The 22,352-nt window shown below is 40.2% G+C and carries 17 protein-coding genes; 8 read left to right on the top strand and 9 right to left on the bottom strand.

Going from position 1 to position 22,352, the window contains the following annotated elements:
* The first annotated feature begins 327 nt into the window (after nt 1–327).
* On the top strand, nt 328–2,769 hold the full coding sequence (gene plsB, locus AAEU30_RS08740; protein WP_421960189.1) for a glycerol-3-phosphate 1-O-acyltransferase PlsB: 2,442 nt from the start codon (nt 328–330) through the stop codon (nt 2,767–2,769).
* Nucleotides 2,770–2,812: 43 nt separating this feature from the next.
* Here plsB and tesB read toward each other — a convergent pair whose 3' ends face one another.
* Nucleotides 2,813–3,670, bottom strand: a complete 858-nt coding sequence (tesB, locus tag AAEU30_RS08735; protein WP_421960188.1) for an acyl-CoA thioesterase II — start codon at nt 3,668–3,670, stop codon at nt 2,813–2,815.
* 74 nt (nt 3,671–3,744) lie between these two features.
* Between tesB and AAEU30_RS08730 the strand changes: the two genes are divergently transcribed.
* Both AAEU30_RS08730 and AAEU30_RS08725 read left to right on the top strand, forming a co-directional pair.
* Nucleotides 3,745–4,203: an EVE domain-containing protein gene (locus AAEU30_RS08730; RefSeq protein WP_421960187.1), complete on the top strand. Its 459-nt coding sequence runs from the start codon at nt 3,745–3,747 to the stop codon at nt 4,201–4,203.
* A gap of 66 nt (nt 4,204–4,269) precedes the next feature.
* A complete protein-coding gene (locus AAEU30_RS08725; protein ID WP_421960186.1) occupies nt 4,270–5,301 on the top strand; it encodes a cytosolic protein in 1,032 nt (343 codons plus the stop codon).
* A 25-nt stretch (nt 5,302–5,326) separates the two neighbouring features.
* On the opposite strand, the gene AAEU30_RS08720 is transcribed toward AAEU30_RS08725, so the two are convergent.
* Nucleotides 5,327–5,533: a PLDc N-terminal domain-containing protein gene (locus AAEU30_RS08720; protein ID WP_087532563.1), complete on the bottom strand. Its 207-nt coding sequence runs from the start codon at nt 5,531–5,533 to the stop codon at nt 5,327–5,329.
* A complete protein-coding gene (locus tag AAEU30_RS08715; RefSeq protein WP_421960185.1) occupies nt 5,533–6,600 on the bottom strand; it encodes a potassium channel family protein in 1,068 nt (355 codons plus the stop codon). The genes AAEU30_RS08720 and AAEU30_RS08715 overlap by 1 nt, the downstream gene beginning before the upstream one ends.
* A gap of 156 nt (nt 6,601–6,756) precedes the next feature.
* On the opposite strand from AAEU30_RS08715, the gene AAEU30_RS08710 reads away from it, so the two are divergent.
* The gene (locus AAEU30_RS08710; RefSeq protein WP_421960184.1) at nt 6,757–7,707 is read left to right on the top strand and encodes a chemotaxis protein CheV; all 951 of its coding nucleotides are present in this window, start codon (nt 6,757–6,759) and stop codon (nt 7,705–7,707) included.
* A 76-nt stretch (nt 7,708–7,783) separates the two neighbouring features.
* A complete protein-coding gene (locus AAEU30_RS08705; protein ID WP_421960183.1) occupies nt 7,784–9,097 on the top strand; it encodes a short-chain fatty acid transporter in 1,314 nt (437 codons plus the stop codon).
* Between the two features lie 39 nt (nt 9,098–9,136).
* Here the strand turns inward: AAEU30_RS08705 and AAEU30_RS08700 are convergent, their stop codons facing one another.
* On the bottom strand, nt 9,137–10,153 hold the full coding sequence (locus tag AAEU30_RS08700) for a site-2 protease family protein (protein WP_421960182.1): 1,017 nt from the start codon (nt 10,151–10,153) through the stop codon (nt 9,137–9,139).
* A gap of 144 nt (nt 10,154–10,297) precedes the next feature.
* Here AAEU30_RS08700 and AAEU30_RS08695 point away from each other — a divergent pair, with 144 nt between their 5' ends.
* On the top strand, nt 10,298–11,515 hold the full coding sequence (locus tag AAEU30_RS08695; protein ID WP_421960181.1) for an EAL domain-containing response regulator: 1,218 nt from the start codon (nt 10,298–10,300) through the stop codon (nt 11,513–11,515).
* Here the strand turns inward: AAEU30_RS08695 and AAEU30_RS08690 are convergent.
* Nucleotides 11,512–12,579 carry a hemolysin family protein gene (locus AAEU30_RS08690; RefSeq protein WP_421960180.1) on the bottom strand — a complete coding sequence of 356 codons (1,068 nt, stop codon included), beginning with the start codon at nt 12,577–12,579 and terminating at the stop codon, nt 11,512–11,514. The genes AAEU30_RS08695 and AAEU30_RS08690 overlap by 4 nt on opposite strands.
* 82 nt (nt 12,580–12,661) lie before the next feature.
* On the opposite strand from AAEU30_RS08690, the gene AAEU30_RS08685 reads away from it, so the two are divergent.
* Complete coding sequence (locus AAEU30_RS08685; RefSeq protein WP_421960179.1) at nt 12,662–15,157, top strand: alpha/beta hydrolase family protein; 2,496 nt, start codon at nt 12,662–12,664, stop codon at nt 15,155–15,157.
* Between the two features lie 140 nt (nt 15,158–15,297).
* Nucleotides 15,298–16,002 carry a response regulator transcription factor gene (locus AAEU30_RS08680; RefSeq protein WP_421960178.1) on the top strand — a complete coding sequence of 235 codons (705 nt, stop codon included), beginning with the start codon at nt 15,298–15,300 and terminating at the stop codon, nt 16,000–16,002.
* Here the strand turns inward: AAEU30_RS08680 and AAEU30_RS08675 are convergent.
* The 4 genes from AAEU30_RS08675 to AAEU30_RS08660 all read right to left on the bottom strand — a co-directional run bounded on the left by AAEU30_RS08675 (nt 15,999) and on the right by AAEU30_RS08660 (nt 22,227).
* A complete protein-coding gene (locus AAEU30_RS08675) occupies nt 15,999–17,510 on the bottom strand; it encodes a YifB family Mg chelatase-like AAA ATPase (RefSeq protein ID WP_421960177.1) in 1,512 nt (503 codons plus the stop codon). The two genes, AAEU30_RS08680 and AAEU30_RS08675, sit on opposite strands and share 4 nt — an antisense overlap.
* Nucleotides 17,511–17,543: 33 nt before the next feature.
* Complete coding sequence (locus tag AAEU30_RS08670) at nt 17,544–18,158, bottom strand: trimeric intracellular cation channel family protein (RefSeq protein ID WP_421960176.1); 615 nt, start codon at nt 18,156–18,158, stop codon at nt 17,544–17,546.
* A 210-nt stretch (nt 18,159–18,368) separates the two neighbouring features.
* Nucleotides 18,369–18,581 carry a hypothetical protein gene (locus AAEU30_RS08665; RefSeq protein ID WP_421960175.1) on the bottom strand — a complete coding sequence of 71 codons (213 nt, stop codon included), beginning with the start codon at nt 18,579–18,581 and terminating at the stop codon, nt 18,369–18,371.
* A 52-nt stretch (nt 18,582–18,633) separates the two neighbouring features.
* Entirely contained in the window at nt 18,634–22,227 is a 3,594-nt protein-coding gene (locus tag AAEU30_RS08660; protein WP_421960174.1) for a PKD domain-containing protein, read from the bottom strand.
* Between the last annotated feature and the right edge of the window lie 125 nt (nt 22,228–22,352).

The following is a 22,352-nucleotide window of genomic DNA, read 5'->3' as shown; positions in this document are numbered from 1 at the left end:
ATTAAGATGCCGGTTGTTGATTTATATCTACGTTGAGTTCCAAATCGGAACTCCTGTTTTATTAGCTTGAAATCCAAGCTTAATGTTCCTTCCAAGTTCCCGGGGGAATTTTGAAAGCCTGCGTATTATAGTGATATTGGTGATAAATGCAACAACTATTTCAATAATCCTTACCAGACATTGAATTGTTCATTAAAAATACAACAAACTCAAAGTAGTATCCGCTATAATAGAAGAGCTTAAATACTGCTATAAATGGTCAGTCCTGTTATTACTTGGTATTATCTGCGCTTATTTTGCTTTTTACCCCCTAACTTTGGTGAGTTGATGCGTATTTTTAATTATTGTTTAAACTTCTTCTCGATGCTGATGAATCGTTTGCTTGTAAAAAGCAAAGTTCTCCCTGAGAACCCTATTGAACAATACGGCCTTAATCCGGCATACCCTACCTTTTATATAGTTAAGCTCAATGCACGGTCTGATTTAGCTGCACTTGCTCGCGTATGTAAAAAGTACGGATTACCAAACCCTACTGAACAGCAGTTATTAGGCAGTGCAGAGCTTGATCGCTTTATAGGCCTACAAAATCCGCCACCTTTGTTTGGAGATAAAGCAAAACCAACGGACGCTTTACAAAAAGGTAAGCATATTATTGATCAGCTCATCGCGAGCGATGAAAAGAATGTACAAGTTATCCCTGTAACCATTTTGTGGGGCCGTAACCCAGGTAAGGAAAAGCCTGGATTAGGCACGCTCGTGTCGCACTCTCTAACACCGAGTTGGTTTCGTAAGTTTTTTGTTTTACTGTTTTCTGGTCGCGATAATTTTGTGCGTTTTAGCAAACCGTTAGATTTGTCATTACTGGTTAATGAAAAAGCAGACGTTGATGAGCTGCCTCATAAACTATTGCGTGTAGCGCGTGTTCATTTTCGTCGACAAAAACTTGCGGCTACAGGGCCAAAAATGCCCTCTCGTGAACAACTATTTAATTCGTTATTAGCTTCACCAACCATAAAAAAAGCCATTCAAACAGAAGCAAAAGAAAAAAACATTAGCCATGACCAAGCAAGGCAAAACGCTTTAAAGCTACTTGATGAAATTGCCGCTAATTATAGTGATGCAACTATTCGGGTTGCGGAACGTGTACTAACTTGGTTATGGAATAAGCTTTATAACGGTATTGATATTAAATACACCGAGCAACTGCATGATCTAACGAATAAAGGCCATGAAATAATTTACATGCCGTGCCATCGCAGCCATATGGATTATTTACTGCTTACCTACTCTATTTACCACTTAGGCTTAGTCCCGCCACATATAGCTGCGGGCATAAACCTTAATTTTTTCCCGGCCGGTGGTATATTCCGCCGCAGTGGTGCCTTTTTCATTCGCCGCTCTTTTGCCGGTAATAAACTTTACTCAGCGGTATTTAAAGAATATTTAAGCCAATTATTTATTAAAGGTTATTCTGTAAAATTTTATACTGAAGGCGGCCGCAGCCGAACTGGGCGCCTACTACCACCAAAAACAGGCATGCTGGCAATGACACTGCAAGCTATGATGCGTGGAATAGACCGACCTATTTCTATTGTGCCGGTATATATTGGTTATGAGCATGTCATGGAGATAAATACCTACCTGAAAGAGCTTGCTGGCAATGATAAAAAAGGTGAGTCAGTTTTTGGTATTTTCAAAGCCATTAAAAATTTAAAAAACTATGGTCGCGGTAATTTAAACTTCGGTGACCCAATCTCTATTAACCAGTATTTAAATGAGCATCAACCTGATTGGCGCGAATCGATTCACCCTACCGATATACAAAAACCACAATGGTTAGGGCCGCAAGTAGCCAACCTTGCTGATAAAGTCATGGTTAATATCAATAGTGCCGCCGCACTCAATGCCGTTAATTTACTGGCGATGATTTTACTGGTTAATGATAAACAAGCACTGAGCAAGCCTAAACTTTTAGCCCAGCTTGATTTTTATTTACATCTGCAGCGTAACGCTCGCTATAGCGAAAAAGTAAGTGCACCTGATGACAGTGCACAAGAATTATTAAATCATGCCCTCAAACTCAACAAATTTGATGTAATAAGTGATGAGTTTGGCGAGATAATCGCTATCAACGATAAAGAAAAGACGTTATTTAATTATTATCGTAATAATATTTTGCATGTATTTGCAGTGCCAAGTTTGCTCGCCTTACATATATTCAAAAGCCACAAAACCACTTTGAGTGAATGTAAAAACCTTATTAGTCAGTTTTACCCTCTGTTTGCTAAAGAATGGTTTTTACATGAATTAGACGAAAACTACATCACCCGTATTTTGGCAAGTTTTGTTGATCAAGAGCTGATTGAAATTGATGGAGATAATATAAAAATCACCAACAGTAATGACTGCCTAGCAAAACTCGAAATGCTTGGCCGCGCACTTAGCTTAACTTTACAGCGTTATGCCATTGCTATTGGCTTTATACAAACGAGTTCAGGTATTGAACGCGAAGAATTAGAACGTGAAAGCCAGGTGCTAGCTCAGCGCCTCGGTACTTTACATGGCATAAAAAGCCCTGAGTTTTTCGATAAAAAAGTGCTAGTAGGGTTTATTAGCAACTTGAGAGAGCAAGGTTTGATCAGCGAGTCCGAGAACGGTTTACAAGGCAGTAATGAACTATGCGAGCTCTATATGCACCTTAAAGCATTATTACCGGCTCGCATTTGGCAATCGATAACCGATATCGTACAGAGTCAAAGTAACGACTAAGCGAGGTTAGGTAGAATTTACCTTTGACCTCGCAGTTAATATATTAGCGCTGGCGCATGACACCTTCTTGAATTGTTGAGGCAACTAAGTTGCCTTGACGGTCAAAAAACTGCCCACGCACTAAACCACGCCCCGAGCTCGCGCTTGGGCTATCAATGGTATATAAAATCCAGTCATCAAGTCTAAACGGACGATGAAACCACATTGCATGGTCAATCGTTGCAACCTGCATATTTGGCTGCATAAACGACACACCATGCGGCTGCAACGCAGTCGGTAAAAATTCAAAGTCTGACGCATACGCTAATAGGTAATTATGAATACGCTGATCATCAGGCATATCACCATTGGCTTTAAACCAAATATGCTTAACTGGTTCCATCGCCTCAGGCTTAAATGGATTGTGAAAGGTTACTGGGCGCATATCAATCGGCACTTCACGGATAAACTTATTACGGATCGCCTCTGGAATATGACTGGCATTTGTTTGGTAAAATTCCAGCGAAGATTTAAGTTCCTCAGGCTGGGGCACATCAGGCATAGTTGCTTGGTGCGACAATCCTTCTTCAAGCCCTTGGAACGAGGCTGTCATGTAAAAAATAGGTTTGCCATATTGAATTGCTTTAACCCGTCGCGTGCTAAAACTTTTGCCATCTCGAATTGTTTCAACATCGTAAACAATTGGCTTTGCGGCATCGCCCGGGCGTAAAAAGTAAGAATGTAGAGAATGAACAATACGCCCTTGCGGTAGGGTTTCTTTGGCTGCAGAAAGCGCTTGCCCCATAACCTGCCCACCAAATACAGCACCAAAACCTAAATCTTGGCTTTGCCCGCGATACAAGCCTTGTTCAATTTCTTCTAGTGCTAATAACGACAATAAATCATCTAAAACCTGGCTCATTTTTATATCCTCAATCCCGACAAGGCTCACATAATACTATAGACTATAATTATGTAAATCTTAGGGAGATAACAATGGCTTATTGGCTATTTAAAACCGAACCTGATGCATTCTCGATTGCTGATTTAAAAAATGCACCACAAAAAACAACGCAATGGGAAGGTGTGCGTAACTATCAAGCCCGTAACTTTATACGTGATAACGTAAAGCTCGGCGACTTAGTGATGATTTACCATTCAAGTTGTAAACATGTAGGCGTAGTAGGTATTGCCGCCGTAACTCGTGAGGCCTACCCTGATCCAACTCAATTTGATTTAAGCAGTGATTATTACGATGCCAAAGCAACAACAGATAATCCACTCTGGATGGTTGTTGATGTAACTTATCAGCAGCATTTAAATAAATTAGTTAGCCTTAAAGCGATTAAAGACAATGATGCCATTACTGACATCGCACTAAAAAAAGGCGACCGTTTATCAGTAATGCCCGTCACTCAAAATGATTGGGATGAAATCATCAGTATGGCAAATTAACGACAACGTTTGACCCATTTTGCTTGAGTTTGCTATGATCTCGGCCGAATTTTTTATGGGGGATTAATGAAACTACTGTATTGGCTTGATGAATGGTTAACTCACCCCCGCGATGAACAACAAAGTAAGCTGCCTATGTCTGGCAGTGATTTACTTGGCGATATTTTTGTAAAGTACCACTTCACAGATCTCAAAAAACCTCTTCTTTTTACATTTTCTCCAGCTGGCACAAATTACCAAGAGCATGATCTCCATGAAGCGTTTGCTCCATGGGGCTATAATTTGGCGAAAAAACAAAATGTAAATATTATTTCGTTTCAGCATCTTGGAAGAAGTAATTGGTTTAGAAGCCGCGATTTAATCTTTTTTTTGGAGCAGCTTGCACTGCTACTTGAACCATTCAATCAACGCTTAGGCTATGGACTCAGCCGAGGTGGCTTTGCTGTAGGTGCTTTCGCTAAATTACTCAAATTAGATCAAGTATTACTTTTTCATCCAGTTAGTACCAAAAATCAAGCGATAGCGCCTTGGGATGACCGCTCAAGCACAGATATAGCACAACAGTTTGATTGGAATAGCGATTACCATGACCTCGATTTAGGTCATGCCAAGGGCTATATCATTTACGATCCTACCAATCATATCGACCGCCTACATGCTAAGCGCTACCCACAGCTCACTCATTTACGCGTATTTGGTATGGGTCATGGCACACATGCAAGTTACTTGAACAAATTTGGCTTTTACAAACAGGTGGCTGTTGATTTTATTCGCCATCAACAACTTGATATTGCACAGTTTAGATTACAAACCAAAACTCTGCGTTTAAAAGAAGATTATTACCAATGCCTTAATAGAGCAAATGCTCACTCGGAGCATCGCCTTGAGCTGCTCAGCACCGCACATAATATCTTAATTGATGAAAAACAGGCTCATATGCAAGAGCAAAAAGATAAAATTGATGTGCAACCACTGATTGATGTGGCAATAACACATCAAAATGAGCATCCGAATGATGCCATAAAGCTGCTTGAAGTAGCGCAACAACTTGCACCAGAAGATCCACTAATTGATCATAAACTCAAACAGCTAAAATAACGCGATAGTACATCTGCATATTAAGTTAGGCCTTTTTCTTTAGGCCTTTCTTTTTATGACCATGCTTTGGCACAATCGCAAAATACATAATAAGTCCCAGCCACGAAAAGAAAATGATGCCAATTAGCCAACCGTTTTTTTCATGCCCTTGCGTACGCTTACTATTAAGCACTAACACCACAGGTAAAATATAAGCGCTTAAGATCAGAAGTAAAAACGCAATTTCATCCATTATTTTGCCAACTCTTGCCAGTCAACTTCGTTATTTAACACCCGGTCAATCGCAATATAATGTAAAATATCACCGCTGTTTACTGGGTAGTTAAGCGGCGGGTTTAAATCCATATTTTTAGCACTTAGGTTATGTGCTACACCAAGCAAAATTGCATCGTGATCATGTTTAAAATGATGGAATAACTTCCCAAATTCCATTTGCGCTAAATTATCAGGAATAACCAAGCTAAACTGTGTATCACCATGAAGGGTTGATAATAACTCCTCTTGCACTCGGCTCGAACCTGGGTCCTGCATTGAACGCACTAGAATCTCAGCTGATTTTGCACTTGAACACTCCACGTTATGGCAGTGCTCTAGTAGCATTTCGACTTTACTCTCATCGTTAAAATGCGCGCTAATATGGCAACCCTCTTTCACCAACTTGCTAATACGTAACGCTGTGGTAAAGGTTTGGTTATCATCTTGGCCATCAATTATAATCTTATCGGCGTGTTTTATTGCAACCCGTTCCAGCTGCTCACAATCGGTAAAGCTACTTAAACGCGCAAAATCAACATGCTCATTGGTTAGAAATGGATGTTCCATTTGCTCAGTTACTGCGAGTAAAATTCGTCTATCAGTGCGTTTTTGATCAGCCAAAATATAGTCAATCATCTTTTTTGTACGCGTTTGATGCCAACCAAAAATAATAATGTGGTTGTTAGAATGCGAAAAACTTTTATCACCTGTCATAGCACGCCTAATTAAATATGTAACTGTTTGCCCTGTTTTACCTAACAGAACACCAAATAAAGCTAACCCAAATGGGATTTGTAATAATGCAACAATCCAGCGACCTAAATCTGTGCTAACGCTGAAATCACCGTACCCTACCGTTGATGTGGTCACTATATAGTAATACACAAAAGTGCTAACTGGCGTAAGTACTGATTCACCTGCAAATAATAACAGCAGCCAAGTTAATGTCATATGTAGCAGTGTTGCTAAAGCTACCGCTTGCCAACTCACTTGATCTATATGGTTTCTTACCAATAGAAAAATTCGTTTAAATATAAAAGGCATACCACCACTTAATAGTTCCTGTTCATCTAGCCATTAAGTTACTGTAATGCGTTATTGATGACAATGTTTAGATAAAGAAGATTATTTCTAGGATGCATTTTTACACTAGAACAGTGTAAGCTATAATTGCATTATAACTTTAAAGACGGATGTATTATGTCGGGTGTATTAGCTTCTGTAGATCAACGAACCCAGCTAGTCGGTGAAAACCGTCTTGAGTTACTGTTATTTTATTTACACAGCCGCCACTTATTTGCGCTAAATGTATTTAAGGTAAAAGAAGTAGTAAAGCTACCTCATTTAAATATTATTCCTCACGCTCACCCTAAAATATCTGGTGTGGCTAATATTCGCGGCGAATCAATCCCAGTCATCGATTTACGCCAAGCTATTTGCATGCCTGCGGCTAAAAATATCGAAGATAGTAATTTGGTTATTACTGAATACAACCGCACGGTGCAAGGGTTTCTCATTGGTAAGGTTGACCAAATAGTTAATATGACATGGTCAGATATTATGCCACCACCAACGTCTGTGGGTAAAAATCACTATTTAACAGCGCTGACAAAAATTCAAAGAGATGGCCAAGAGCAATTAGTTGAAATTATCGATGTAGAAAAAGTGCTAGCTGAAATAGTCGAATATGAAGTACAAATATCAGATGAAATACTCGATAAAAGCATAGTAAGTGAGTTTGCCGGCCGTAAAATCCTCCACGCAGATGACTCCCCCACCGCACGCAAGCAAGTGAGTGACACCCTCTCTCAGTTGGGTATTGAAATTATCCCAGCAAGTAATGGCCTTGAAGCATTAAATATGCTGAAAAGCTGGGCAGATCGCGGCGATAACGTAGAGCAAGACCTATTGATGGTGATCACCGATGCTGAAATGCCCGCGATGGATGGTTACCGCTTAACGCATGAAATTCGTAACGATGCACGCCTAAGAAACTTACATGTTGTGCTTAACACTTCTTTAAGCGGTAGTTTTAACCAAGCTCTGGTTGAAAAGGTCGGTTGTAATGCGTTTTTATCTAAGTTCCAACCTGACTTATTAGTCGAAGAAGTACAGAACCGTTTAAAAGCGGTATTGAATAATAACAGCTAATACCTTGGTCGATTTGCCAATTAAGTCATTTCATGATTAATTGGCACTATGTAACCATAATAAAAACACTCTCACTATGCTTAACCGTGTTGCAAAGCCCTTTACTCAATTAGTTGAACGCTACTTACCCGACCCCTTTATTTTTGTTATTTTGCTAACGCTTTTAAGCTTTATTATTGCCAGCCTGTTTACACCTTCTAGCCCAGTTGAAGTAATTGATGCTTGGGGAAGTGGCTTTTGGAATTTATTACAATTTGCAATGCAAATGTTATTGGTACTACTCACCGGTTACATGTTGGCAAGTACTCCTATAATCAACCGCTTACTGGCAAAACTAGCAAGCTTTGCCAGCACACCAGCCAAAGCAATTATTTGGGTCACATTAGTTTCATTGTTAGCTAGTTGGCTGAACTGGGGATTCGGCTTAGTGATCGGTGCTTTATTTGCCAAAGCAATAGCAAGGCAAACAAAAGTAGACTATCGATTATTAGTGGCCAGCGCTTACTCTGGATTTATTGTATGGCATGGAGGCTTGGCAGGCTCTGTACCTTTGACAATTGCCACTACAGGGCACTTTTCAGAGCAAAGTATTGACGTTATTAGCACCTCGCAGACACTGTTTTCAGGCTTTAATATTGCGATTGTACTGGGCTTGTTTATTATCATGCCGCTTGTTAATCGCTATATGCTCCCTCACGATAATGACAGTGTGTATGTTGATAAAAGCAAACTAATAGAACCTAAAAATAAAGATGTCACCTTTACTCGTCCAGCAGATCGTATCGAACACAGCCGCGTGTTAGGTATAACCACAGGCTTACTTGGCCTTGTATATTTAACGTATTATTTTATTTTCAATAATGGTTCACTTAATCTAAACAGTGTTATAGGGCTGTTTTTATTTGCCGCGATAGTATTACACCAAACACCACATAACTTACTCGCTAGCTTGCAGCAAGCCATCCCCAGCGGCGCAGGTATTATTATTCAATTTCCATTTTATGCAGGGATTATGGCGATAATGGTCGATACCGGTTTAGCACAACAAATTTCCCAAGGCTTTATCGCCATAGCCAGTGCTGAATCACTGCCATTTTGGAGCTTTTTAAGTGCAGGATTAGTCAATATATTTGTGCCATCAGGTGGCGGTCAATGGGCGGTACAAGCCCCCATTGTGATCCCTGCCGCACAGGCGCTTGGCGCAGATATGCCCCGCGTAGCCATGGCGGTAGCCTGGGGTGATGCATGGACTAACCTGATCCAACCATTTTGGGCGTTACCAGTTCTCGCCATTGCCGGCTTAAAAGCCAAAGACATTATGGGTTTTTGTTTAGTGCAGTTAATTATCACCGGCGTGTTTATTGCGTTGATGCTAAGTTTTTACCCATAAATCCGCTGGCGTAATTGTGGATTACGCCAGCGTTATAAATCAGCTCGATAAAATTTTCATCGGTAGGCTTAATATTGCGTTTTCAGAATCAGCAAAGTGCATCATCACCGCCACATGGCCAGCAACCACCAATGCGTACATCACCGCTGAAAAACCTTGGCCGTATTGATTCAGCGGCACAAGATGTGAAAAATGACGGCCGCGCCATTCAAAAACAATCTCCAGCGCACCAATAAACAAAAAGAGCACCAATAACATTAAGCCAAACGTATAACTTATCCATAAACCAAATAACACACCAAGCAAGCACACACTTAAGCCAACCCAAGAGCGCATTGAAAAGCTGATGCTTTTTAATACATGGCCACCATCAAGCGGTAAAATGGGCAATAAGTTAAATAAGTTAAGTAACGCACTGAGTACTGCAACACCTGCGAAGATATCCATTTCTGTAGCGTAATAGAGTACCACCCCGAGTACTGAAGTGATAAGGCCAAACGCGGGCCCCATTAATGAGATCACCACATCTTGCCAGCGAGTGGTAATTTTATCATCGCTAACCGCGAGCCCACCCACAAAGGGGATTAAGTAAATACCTTTAGTTTTAATGCCAAAATACTGCATCGCGCGAACGTGTCCGTATTCATGTATTACCAAACAAGCAATCAGCATTAAGGCGAATTCAAAGGTGAACAGCCAGGCATAACCAGCCACTGACGCACCCGCTAAGGCGACTTTAACAACCTTCGCACTTTTAAACAGCTTAAACCCTAAGGCAAAAATACCCAGTAGTCCCTGCTTTGGTTTGGCTTTTTCAACTGGTGGAATATTCAACTTTTGTACAAGTTGATCATTCACATACAACATTAAACTTTGCTCATTAACTAACGAAGTGTCCAGACCTATCACTTTATCGCCAAGTCCAAACTCAAAGTAGTTATCCCTTGGGTTATCAAAGCCAATCGCTTGTTGCTGTTGGAATATTTGCACAATTTTTTGCTCAGCTAGCACTAAATTAAAAGATTGCTCAGCAAGAGTAAGTTGTATTTGGATCATCGTATCTTAATCTTAATAACATTGCGGCCATTATACCTATTTTACGAATAAATATGAGTGGATTTATTTTAGTCCTATTACTGACTTTTCTATTTAAACCTACTACTTTTAAATAATTGATGAGTTTTTATTCAAGGAATGAAGATGACAAAACTAGCGCGTAACATAATGGTGGTTGATGACTCCAAAGCGATTTTGGTTGTTATGGAGGCAATTTTAAATGAACTTGAAGTACCCCAAGTTACTACCTGCCTAAGCGCTCAAGAAGCGCTTGATAAAGTCAAGCAATCCCCTTTTTTATATGATGCTGTATTTACTGACCTAAATATGCCAGAAATGGATGGCATGGAGCTTATTCGCCTCCTTGGTGATATAAAATACACAGGCGCGATTGTTATTATTTCTGAAATGGATATTAAAGTCATAGATTTAGCCGCTGACCTAGCGAAAAAAAGTAATACTCATCTAATTGGCAATATTTCAAAACCAGTGCAGCTAAGCCAGGTTCACACCTTACTTAAAAAGCTTGAGCATTTAGCTTATCATATAGAAAAACCAATTGAGCCAATCTCTGAATCACAATTACTGCATGCAATTAGTCATAATGAAGTAACGCCTTACTACCAACCAAAAGTAAATCGTCACACCAATAAAGTACAAAGTGTTGAAGTACTTGCACGAATTATGACAGAAAAAGGAGATATAATTTTACCTGAGCGTTTTATTTGTGTTGCTGAAGAATTAGATCTAATAAACCTTATTACTTTTCAGTTATTTGAAAAAGCAACAGCGGATTTTAGCGAGCTAAAAAATAGCCTAGGTTACATGTTTAAACTGGCATTTAACCTATCTCCTTGCCAGTTAGAAGATTTAAGCTGCCCTGATAAATTAGCGCTCATCTTACAACTTAATAATTTAACGCCCAATGAAATTATTTTAGAGATAACCGAACAACATGCACTATGTAGTAATGCGCAATTAGAAACATTAAACCGCTTACGAATACGCGGTTTTGATATTTCTTTAGATGATTTTGGTATCGGTTTTACTAATGTTAACCAGCTAAAAACCTTACCTTTTACAGAAGTTAAAATTGATCGTACATTAATCAGCCATATAGACACAGACCAATTTTCTCAAGTCATTACCAGTAGTTTAGTTAATATTGCAATTCAAAGAGATATTGTGATTGTTGCTGAGGGCATAGAACGCATTGAAGAACTTGAGTATCTCGATCGTTTTAAAGAATTTATTTTGATGCAGGGTTTTTTAATATGCGGACCAAAAGCGAAACAAGACTTTACTCGCTGGGCAAAATCATGGCTGCAAATGACTAATAAATCGAGTCGTAGCCAACGCTAATATTTATTTTCATCGTCGTCACTTAGCAGCTTGTCAGACGCTGCTAAACGCTGGCGCCAACGTTGCTTGGCAACTATTTGCATATTAGCTGATTGATCATGCTCATCGATTATATCCAGACCCATCAGCGCTTCAATCATGTCTTCGAGTGTAGCAATGCCTTGTACTTCGCCATACTCATCAATGACTAGGCATATATGCGTACGTTCAGCTAATAAAGTATGAAATAAGGTAGGAACGTAAAGTGTTTCTGGCACAGTATAAATAGGTTTGACGAGCTTACTTATCTTATATTCTTCCCCAATCCGGTGATAAGCCAACATAATGTCGTTTTTATGTACAAAGCCGATAATGTCATCACCGTTTTTATCATAAACAAGCACACGTGAAAATGAAGATGAGCCATGCTCTGCTAAATACTGATTAACAGTAATGTCTTTATGTACCTTAAACAACACGGTACGCGGGGTCATTATTGACTCAAGCTTGGCATGGCGAAAATGTAACAAGCTACGAATTATTTCAGATTCCTCTTGATGCAGAGCACCTGATTCTGAACCAATATCTGCCATTGCTTCAATTTCTTGACGAATATAAAATGCCTCGTCGTAATTTCTACCCAGTAAATTAGTTAACTTATCAGCAAACCAAACAAAAGGTTTTAATACCACCACTAAATAAATTAACCCCTTTGCGACTATTGGGGTTAATACCCGCCAATGATTAGCCCCCAAAGTTTTTGGAATTATTTCAGAGAGAACCAATACCAATAGAGTCATTATTGCGGAAGCGATTCCCACGGCGGCATCTGAAAAAACCACTGCAGCCTGTGCACCAACTCCAGCAGCGCCGGCAGTATGCGCTATGGTATTTAAAGTTAAAATTGCCGCTAATGGCTGGTCAATATTCTGTTTTAACGCTTCAACACGTTTCGCAAGCTTTGGCTTTTGCTTACGCAATAAAGCAATATAACTGGGCGTAATACTCAGTAACACGGCTTCCATTATCGAGCATAAGAAGGATATGACTATGGCTGCTAGCATGTAAACAATTAATAACGTCATTAAATTCCCCTCTTAGCTGGACTAATGAGCATCCTAACAATACATGCTATATTTAGCCAAATTATCGTTCACAGGCTTAATTATGACTTTCACTTTATTTGCAAAATCATACCCTCGGTACATTGCAAAAACACTTAGCTTATTAGCATTGTGTGCTACTGCAAACTCAGCGCTAGCCTCTTCTTTTGATAAGAGTAATATTGCGTTTATTGGCCCGCTAGGCGAACATATGCAGCTAAAGCCCTACCAAACGCAGCACCATGATGCGATTATCGATAACTTGCTACCCAACTTACAAGCAAACCGCAAAAGCATTTCCGTATTTGGTGAGCAATATAAATGGCAAACGCTAAGTGATATAAATGCATTAACTTTAGCAGGTATACAAGGGCTAAAATTTACTGTTAAAAGTAATCGTTTTAGCCAAGGCACACTAAAACTTATTGGTATAGAGCAAGCTAAGGTTTTCCTTAATGGTCAACTGCAAAGCGCTAAAGAGCACAATTATGAACTGGCTTTTACGACTGGCGAACATCAAATTGTTATCATTGCTGAGCAAGTAGCTAACTGGCATGACGTTGATATTGATTTTAGTCCAAAGTCAGAGCTTGATAACATTACTATTAGCCAACAACCAAGTAGTAGCTTATCTGCGAAGCAATTATTTGATGCACCTACCATCAGCATGCTTTCACTGTCACCCGATGGCGAACACTACATTACCAGTACACGCCATTACAGTGATCACACCGGTAACCAAGCACAAATAGTGACCGAGCTTAAAAATCAAGATGATAAAGTCGTTTATCGCTTTGAATCAGGCCAACCTAGTAATGTGATTTGGAGCCCTGATAATGATTATATTGTTTATTTAATCGATGGCCAATTGAAGAAGCTTAATCGCCACACGCTCGTATTAGATGTAATTGCGAATAACCTTAAAGGTGCGAGCGGCTTTGAATTTTATACCAATACAAGCCTACTTTTTACTTGGTCAAAATACCCTGAAGCTGACACAGGTCTCACAAAGCATTATCGTGGCTTACAAGATCGTTGGTCATATGCTCGTACAACTTCGCAAGCATACTTGATGGATATTAGATCAGGTTTGAGTAAAGCACTTAGCGAAGGGCCGCTCAGTCATAGCATTGAAGATTATAATAGCGAGCAAGGCACTGTACTGCTTAGCCGTAGCGCTCACTTAATGGAAGCTACGACTCATCCGCTAACAGAGTTATTAGAAACTGATATCAAATCAGCACAACACACTGTTTTAGGCCAATTTAAAACATTTAATCAAGCAAAGTATACCAAAAAGGGGATTTACGTTGTCGCAGGGCCAGACTTTAAGCAAGGACTTGGCCGAAATATTCCAACTGATATGTTAGCAAATAACTACGACGGTCAGCTGTATTTATTGACCCAGCAAGGCAAGCAAGCTGAAGCATTAAGTAAAGAATTTGACCCTGCGATTGGGCAAATAGACGTGCTTGGTAATGGCGATGCCGTGCTTAAAGTCACGGAACAGGATACGCAACAGCTTTACCTTTTTGATATAAGTAAAAGTCACTTTAAAAAGCTTAAAACCAAACTTGATGTAGTTGAGCAATTTAGCATTTCAAAAAATCGCTCGCCGGCTATTCTATATAGTGGAACCACGGCATCAACACCACAACAGTTGAAGCGTTTAAACATCAACAAAAATAGAGCCAGTACCGTATGGGATTCTAAACCACTAAACTACGCTGCGACTAAAATCCCAACACTTGAAGAGTTTAACTTTACCAATCAACAAGGTGTAGAAATTAAAGGCCGCGTGTATCTGCCAACAAATTTAGATAAATCTAAAAAGCATCCAGCTTTGATTTATTATTATGGTGGTACATCACCGGTTTCGCGTGGTTTTACTGGTCGTTATCCGTTTAACTTATGGGCAGAAAATGGTTACATTGTTTACGTTGTGCAGCCCACAGGTGCGACGGGCTTTGGCCAAGAGTTCTCTGCTAAGCATGTCAATGCGTGGGGCGAGCACACCGCCGACGATATTATGCAAGGTACTCAAGCTTTACTTGCGCACTACTCATTTATTGATAAGAACCGTTTAGGTAATTTAGGCGCCTCATATGGTGGCTTTATGACCATGCTGCTAGCAACTAAAACCGATATGTTTAGTGCCTCTATCGCACACGCTGGGATCTCAAATATTACTTCATACTGGGGCCAAGGTTGGTGGGGCTATTTATACTCAGGCGAAGCATCTAAAAATAGCTTCCCTTGGAACAATAGCGATTTATATAGCCAACGTAGCCCGGTGTTTCATGCAGATAAAGTAACGACACCTTTACTATTATTACACGGCGATTCAGATACTAACGTACCTGTTGGCGAAAGCCATAATATGTATACAGCATTAAAGCTGCTTGGTAAAGACGTCGACCTTATTGAATATAAAGGCGCGGATCATCAAATATTTGCTCGTGACAAGCGCTTCAATTGGTGGAACACCATGCTCGCCTACTTTGACAAACATTTAAAACAAGAACCGCAATGGTGGCAATATTTATACCCTGAAAAATAACGTTTAGCCAAAAGAAAGAAAATAGCCCATTTTCTTTCTTTCGCTTTTTGCAAAAAACTATAAAAAATCCCCTCTCTGCACTCTATCCTTTTACGAATGAGTGCTAATATAGGGTTATTATTGAAAGTAATTAAGATACTATGACTATTCACGTTTTACTGGTTGAAGATGACGAATTATTAGTTAAACGCATCATCAATCACTTTGCTCAAACCGAGTTTCACATTGAAAACGATGCAACGGGTGCTCAAGCACTTGAGATTGTTAAATCCCGTGAACACGCTAGTAACGCTATTTCATTAGCGATTGTTGATATAGTTTTACCTGAACGAGATGGTCTTCATCTAGCAAAAGAACTGAATACACTCACTAACATTGGTGTAATCATGCTATCTAGCCGCGACTCGCAAGCAGATAGAATTGCAGGCCTTGCGCAAGGTGCTGATGATTATATTTGTAAACCCGTAGACTTGTTAGAGCTCGAGCTACGTATGCGAGCACTCTACAAACGCTTAAAAAGTAATAACAATAATGACGAAAGCGAAGAGTTTATAGAATACGCAGACTTTAAACTACACCCAGATAATCGGACTCTAATAACAACAAATGGTATTGAGTCGAGGCTCACAGAAGCGGAACACAAGGTGTTAATTTGCTTAATCAGTAACGCGGGTAAAGCCACTTCCCGAGAGAAGATATCTGAAGAAATTGGCCAGCCGGATTGGAGCCCAAACGACCGAACGGTTGATGTACTAATTGGCCGCTTACGTAAAAAATTAAGTGACGAAAAAGACCAAAAGCGTATTGTTACTGTACGTGGCAAAGGCTATATGTTATCAATTTAATATTGGCTCAACTGTGCTAATAAACGTTCAAATGCCCGATAATTTAACGCTTCCTTTAACTCACTTAAGGTAATATTTTCCTGCCCTTTTAAGTCACTTATCGTCCGTGCAACTTTAATGACCCGATGATAAGAGCGTGGCGAGAGCGATAGTTTCTCACTCGCTCTGGCTAAAAACTTTAATTCCGCCGCTGCCAGTACACAATACACACTCATCTCTTTATTATTAAGTCGTGCATTCACTTTACCTTGCCGATTTAACTGTAAATGATAGGCAGCTTCTACTCGGGCACGCACTATTTCGCTGCTTTCTTCCTTTTCGGTGCTTTGCAGCTGACTGCTACTTAGACGCGGCAACTCGATTTGCAAATCAATACGATCAATAAAGGGCCCTGATACCCGAGATAAATAACGCATAACCTGATCTGGCGTCGCGCGTTTATCATTATGACAACCGGTGGGGCTCGGGTTTAAGGCCGCTATAAGTTGGAATTGAGCAGGAAACTCCATTTGTCGGGCTGCCCTTGAGATTGTAACGGTGCCGGTTTCCATAGGCTCACGTAAAGAATCCAACACCTTTCGCTCAAACTCAGGAAGCTCATCTAAGAAGAGTACGCCATTATGCGCCAACGATATTTCACCGGGCTTGGGATTAGAAGAGCCACCAACTAAAGCAACGGCGGAGCAAGTATGATGGGGACTGCGAAAAGGGCGTTTGCGCCAATTTGTTAAATCAATAGATTGGCCAATTATAGAGTACAACGCAGCACTTGATAGCGCCTCTTCATCAGACATGCCGGGCATTATAGTTGGCATACGCTGCGCGAGCATGGACTTTCCAGTGCCTGGCGGACCTAAAAAGAGTAAATTATGGCCACCCGCAGCCGCTATCTCTAATACTCTTTTAGCACCAGGCTGGCCTTTTACATCACTTAAATCATGGATAAAATGCGTGTTATGAACACGTTCCGCATACTCGATGTTTAAAGGCAGTGGCTGCTGGTTAAGTAAATCATTCCATACATCTTGAATTGAATAAACAGCCTTACGAGCAACCCCATTAACTAAACTTGCTAAGCTGTCATTGACCGCGGGTAAAAAACAGCACCGACCTTGCTCTTTCGCAGCTAATACCGACGGTAAAATAGCATTCACACCACGCACTTCCCCATTGAGAGCAAGCTCACCGTAAAACTCATAACGCTCCAACTCATTACACACCACTTGCCCTGAAGCGACTAATATACCCACGGCTATGGCTAAATCGAATCGGCCACCGTCTTTAGGTAAATCTGCTGGCGCTAAATTGACGGTAATTCTCTGATCTGGAAAACCAAATTGAGAGTTTTCTAATGCGCTACGAACTCGGTCTTTCGCCTCTTTTACTGACGCTTCAGGCAGGCCAACAATATGAAAAGCAGGTAAACCATTACCTAAGTGAACTTCCACCATTACTTCTGGAGCTTGAATCCCTATTTGTGCGCGAGAATATATACGAGCTAACGACATCCTTTGTCCCTGTAATGTTACTTTTATTACAGTCTAGTCAGGATATTTGAAAATATGTAGTGTTAGTTGCCATTTCATGGCTGCTAAGCGTAAAAATAAGGTCGTTAACATTGCTAAAACCATAGCAACTTCTGTCATTACATTAAATGAGATGCTTTGCGTATACACAAATCCACCAGCAATGCAGGTGATAGCGTACAGCTCACCTTTTAAAAGCATCGGAATATTGCCAGCTAATACATCGCGGATCATCCCACCAAAGCACCCAGTGATTATTCCCATGATAATCGCAGTCGTAGCAGGCATGCCTGCCAGTAATGCCTTTTGCGCCCCCATCACGGCAAAAAATGCTAAACCAAACGCATCCGCAACATGTAAATGATAGAGCGGAATAGACTTTTGCTTATTGATTAATCGCGCAGTAACAAAAATAGCGGATAAAATAGCGATAAAATAACTTTGATCATGTAACCAAAAAACCGGCACATCTAGAATTAAATCGCGCAGAGTGCCACCACCAACAGCGGTAACGGTTGCGAGTACCACCACACCAAAGCCATCCATTTTTTTATCATACGCAATTAAAGTGCCCGACACCGCAAACACGGCTACGCCGATTAAATCAAACCAGTGGTAAAGTTCAGTCATGCTTGTAACTAAAAAGTGATCTATGTAATCGTTTTAACACAATCACCACACAGTTTTAAGTCATCTTGGTAATTAATCTGTTTTTGCTGTTAATTCTAGGCTTCGTGTCATGATATTTTCAGCTATCGTGTCATTTGAGAACATTGATTCTTTATCTGCCGCTGACTCAGGGTTATCAACTAGCTTTTGATGGTCATTTTCAAGCTCAGCTCACAAGCTTCGCTGTTGAGCATTAAGTGACACTGTTTGCTTACGCGCCTTATCAGCTCCTTGTGCTTTAAAAAAAGCATCTGAAGCATCATCTTCAGTGCCTTTAGTTGCAAATAAGTCGTTACTAAAACCGGTGACATCTTGCTGCATTGAGTCAACCGTTGCACAACCTGTAATATTCAGTAGAGAAATAACTAATAACAATTTATACATTGTATAACTCCTTAAAAGTAAAACGGAGCCATCAGGCTCCGTTATATAGTAACTACTGCTTTAACATGCTACCCATTACACTAATATGTAAGCTTGGGTCCTCTTCCTCGGGATGATAGTCTGGCACGGTGACGCTAAAGGCAGACACAGCGTATCCATTTTCCAAGATAGTGTTTGGAGAAATAATCATACCATAGGTCGCATCCTGCGAAGATGACTCCGGACTGGTGAGCTTTAAGCTCCCTAATTCAAGTGACCATGTACCTTCTCGCACTGTGCCATCTAAATCAAAGCTAGTCGTTCCATCACTGCGAACTTCAATCACCCGCTCAGTAATTGTTCCTTGATCCATAAAACTAAATACATAATCACCAATAATATTTGCTTCACTGAAGCTAACTGGTTCAACGATATTAGTTATTCGTTGCATCACGCCAAAACCATCTCCATCTAGCCAGATGAGCTGATTCCCTTGGGCTTTTACAACAAAGTATGGGTCATAATATTCTGGTTCTTCCAATTGATTAATGTAAGTGTCTACTGTGACATTTAATACCTCAGGATCACCCGATGGATCGCCTTGAACTGTATAAGTGCCTGCAGCAATACCTGGCTCAAACTCACTCGTATGTTCAAATTCAAAGAAGTAACCATCACTTTTTAGTACAGATAAGAAGAAATCGTTGTTAGCAATAGAGCCTTCAAAATATGCTCCAACATGAGGCTTACTAGGATCATAAATGCGCGTCATTTCATATGTGAATCTTTCATAACCCGCATCACCTTCACCACATTTATCACCAGTATAATCATCAGCGCATTCATCAACTGCCAATGCTATAGTATCGCCATCAGCTAGAACACTAGCATAGATAATATGACGAATATTATCAGTCCCAGGGGAGACGATATCACTACTTAACCCCCACGAACCATTGGTGTCTTCAATTACACTTACTGTTACTCGACCTGTTGTTTCATCCCACGAAAAATCACCAACTTCATAACCTAAAAATGCATCGTCAACATCATCGTTCCCTCTGGTTTGTATATGAACCCATTTACCATCTAAGAATACAATGATTACCGTTGGTTCATGGGCCAGCTGCCATGCACCATCAAGTGGATGTGCTGGCGTTGGACGAACCACCACGACTTGCTCTTGAGCTTTAGCTGAATCGAAATACCAATTCTGTTGATCCGCAGCAGTACAGGTTGCAGTATTCTCGTAAACACAAACGGTTAGGTATTCGCGATCAAAACCACTGATTTCAGCCTTCATCGTCCCAAACAGCATTTTCCCTGCAGCTAAGGTGTAGCTATTTTCAGTTGTCGTACCTTGATATTGCTGAGTTAGCGTATATTCATTTTTATCAAGCTCTTCGTTATACGTTGTCGCGATTGTAATTGATTCTACTGCTTGCTCCTTTGGCGTATAAAGTGTGATGTAATTAACATTGGTTGGGTAACCATTTTCATCGAAGCCTGAATTGTTTTCTAACCAATACGGCGCAAATTTATTGACCCCATAGTCAGCAGAAACCGAGAATTCACGGATATGTGACGAGTAATTTTCAACTCTCTCACTACCATCATAATTAAAGAAACGGTATTTACGGTAGCTGTAGAACAGGCCATTATTTTTAGCCAATAGTTGTTGCGAAAACTCACTATAAACAGGGCAGCTATTATCTGGGCGATCACAGATAGGCTGAACACCTGAGTCAGTAAAATAGTTATTACGAATAAATTTACCTTCACTATCAACTAGCCAAGAGCGGTAGTTTTGGTCAAGATTAAAGTTCATTAAGCCATCTTCATATACATCATAATGAAGATCTATTTGCGGCACGTTATAACCTTGGTAAATAGTCCATTTACCTAATAATTCAGAGCGTTCAAATGTTAAAGAGTTATCTTTAATCATTAACCCAGAAGCTGTACGTGTTGTACTTTCATCTTTAGCATTCAAAGATGCAACAAACTGATAGCCTGCGACAACATCTTTAACCAACCAAAATGCATAATTAAAGCTAAGCTCTTCAGCTTCGCTAGTTACTTGCAGCTGATTGCCAACAATAGTCCAAGTGATCGCAACTGGAGCCTTATCATTATCAACCAGTGTACCTGTACCGCCACTTTGTAAATTAAGTGCAACTGCCTCACTAAAACCATCAAACCGAGAAATGCGGTCTACATACCAAGTGCCATGCAGTTGCTGCTCGTTTACTGTTAAGGTTTTTTCTTTCGCTATTAAAGTTAGGTTGCTAGAGTTCTCGTTGGTATTTACCACTTCAGAGGATGACTCAGCTATTGTTTGGTATTGCTCATAAAACTCCACTGTGCGATTAGCTTCGTTCTCTAACAAAACAGTCATATTCATCGCGACTAGATAATTACACTGTTCTTGCTCGGTACCACTGTCGTCTGATACAAAGCTACATGACTCTTTTACCGGCTCAGTAAGTGAAATTGCAATATCACCACCTTGTTGTTGCCAAGTAAACGATGTATCTAAATTATAAGTACTAAAATAACCAGAACCATCATTATTAAAATTAACCTGAGAAGAGTTATAATTATAATATTTAGGTGCCAACATTACATATTGGCCACTGATCTCACCAATACTCTCATCGACAAGGTCGTCATCTTCTTTGATATCATTCTTAGTGGCTTCAATTAAATCAGCATCTTGGCTATTAACGGTATTAACAAAATTATCTATATCGTCGGCATTTGAAATTAACTCTAAGGTTGATTCAACGCCTTCAGGCAATTCATAGGCTTCATTATCAACAACTATCTTAATTAAAGCGGCTAATCGTAATTTTTCATCAGCATCAACAGCTAGTAAAGCGTTATCAAGTGCCTGTTCATCTTCTATCTCGTCATTATCTCGTTTAATAAGTGCAAACTCTGATGTACTTACGTTAGTAATGTTTACGCCAAAGTTTTCTTCTTTAGTTAGCTCGCCATCTTCACCAGCTTGAGCAACGAGCGTTGCAATCGATTTAAGCTGAGAAATAAACTCCACTTCAGGGTTTATTGCGGTATTTCCTAACGCAACTAAGCGTACAAGCTTATTCGCAAACGAGTCATCCACCTCAATTTCAACACTGTATTTACCATCGCCATCAGCAGTAACGTCAAAAGTTTCATCGCCTATCTGCACTGCAACATTTGAATCTTTAATGGGCTTATCTGTCACAATGCCAGTAATGGTCACTGTAAGTACCTTACGCTTTAATTCAATTGTCACTTGAGCTGATGTTGTTGCTCCTTCGTTATCGGTTACAGTCACCTCAAGCACTAGCTGTGCATCATCTTCAAGTTCAGGAGCAGTAAAACTAATATTTGCGGTGTCACTGCCTGCCAGGGTTACTTCTGGTCCTGACACATGTTGCCAAGCGTAGCTAGCAATACTGCCATCACTATCACTTGCAGTAGCTGAAATTACTAACTCATTACCCTCGGTCACTTCTGTCTCACCAGAAATACTCACTGTAGGGTTATTATTAGAGGTTGGTGGTGCTGTAGTACCATCACTATCACCATCACCGCCGCCGCCACAACCTGCAAGGTGGAGAGAACTAATCAGCAGTGCTGAAGCTCCTAGACTTTTAATTTTATTTGAAGAACTCATTTTATTATCCTTATTTACCTACAATTCAAATCAAGCGCTTACTAAGACGAGCATCAGTGCGTGCTTGATAAATTAGGTGAATTTATTGATAAACGGAGGAGTAAATTTTCAGCGGTACATAAGAT

Origin of the sequence: Pseudoalteromonas mucoides (genome assembly GCF_049257175.1) — a bacterium.
Taxonomy (GTDB): Bacteria; Pseudomonadota; Gammaproteobacteria; order Enterobacterales; family Alteromonadaceae; genus Pseudoalteromonas.
This window is presented reverse-complemented; position numbering and strand designations above follow the sequence as displayed.

Coding starts and splice junctions, on each gene's coding strand:
- plsB (WP_421960189.1), top strand. CDS start 328: ATGCGTATTTTTAATTATTGTTTAAACTTCTTCTCGATGCTGATGAAT.
- tesB (WP_421960188.1), bottom strand. CDS start 3,670: ATGAGCCAGGTTTTAGATGATTTATTGTCGTTATTAGCACTAGAAGAA.
- AAEU30_RS08730 (WP_421960187.1), top strand. CDS start 3,745: ATGGCTTATTGGCTATTTAAAACCGAACCTGATGCATTCTCGATTGCT.
- AAEU30_RS08725 (WP_421960186.1), top strand. CDS start 4,270: ATGAAACTACTGTATTGGCTTGATGAATGGTTAACTCACCCCCGCGAT.
- AAEU30_RS08720 (WP_087532563.1), bottom strand. CDS start 5,533: ATGGATGAAATTGCGTTTTTACTTCTGATCTTAAGCGCTTATATTTTA.
- AAEU30_RS08715 (WP_421960185.1), bottom strand. CDS start 6,600: ATGCCTTTTATATTTAAACGAATTTTTCTATTGGTAAGAAACCATATA.
- AAEU30_RS08710 (WP_421960184.1), top strand. CDS start 6,757: ATGTCGGGTGTATTAGCTTCTGTAGATCAACGAACCCAGCTAGTCGGT.
- AAEU30_RS08705 (WP_421960183.1), top strand. CDS start 7,784: ATGCTTAACCGTGTTGCAAAGCCCTTTACTCAATTAGTTGAACGCTAC.
- AAEU30_RS08700 (WP_421960182.1), bottom strand. CDS start 10,153: ATGATCCAAATACAACTTACTCTTGCTGAGCAATCTTTTAATTTAGTG.
- AAEU30_RS08695 (WP_421960181.1), top strand. CDS start 10,298: ATGACAAAACTAGCGCGTAACATAATGGTGGTTGATGACTCCAAAGCG.
- AAEU30_RS08690 (WP_421960180.1), bottom strand. CDS start 12,579: ATGACGTTATTAATTGTTTACATGCTAGCAGCCATAGTCATATCCTTC.
- AAEU30_RS08685 (WP_421960179.1), top strand. CDS start 12,662: ATGACTTTCACTTTATTTGCAAAATCATACCCTCGGTACATTGCAAAA.
- AAEU30_RS08680 (WP_421960178.1), top strand. CDS start 15,298: ATGACTATTCACGTTTTACTGGTTGAAGATGACGAATTATTAGTTAAA.
- AAEU30_RS08675 (WP_421960177.1), bottom strand. CDS start 17,510: ATGTCGTTAGCTCGTATATATTCTCGCGCACAAATAGGGATTCAAGCT.
- AAEU30_RS08670 (WP_421960176.1), bottom strand. CDS start 18,158: ATGACTGAACTTTACCACTGGTTTGATTTAATCGGCGTAGCCGTGTTT.
- AAEU30_RS08665 (WP_421960175.1), bottom strand. CDS start 18,581: ATGTATAAATTGTTATTAGTTATTTCTCTACTGAATATTACAGGTTGT.
- AAEU30_RS08660 (WP_421960174.1), bottom strand. CDS start 22,227: ATGAGTTCTTCAAATAAAATTAAAAGTCTAGGAGCTTCAGCACTGCTG.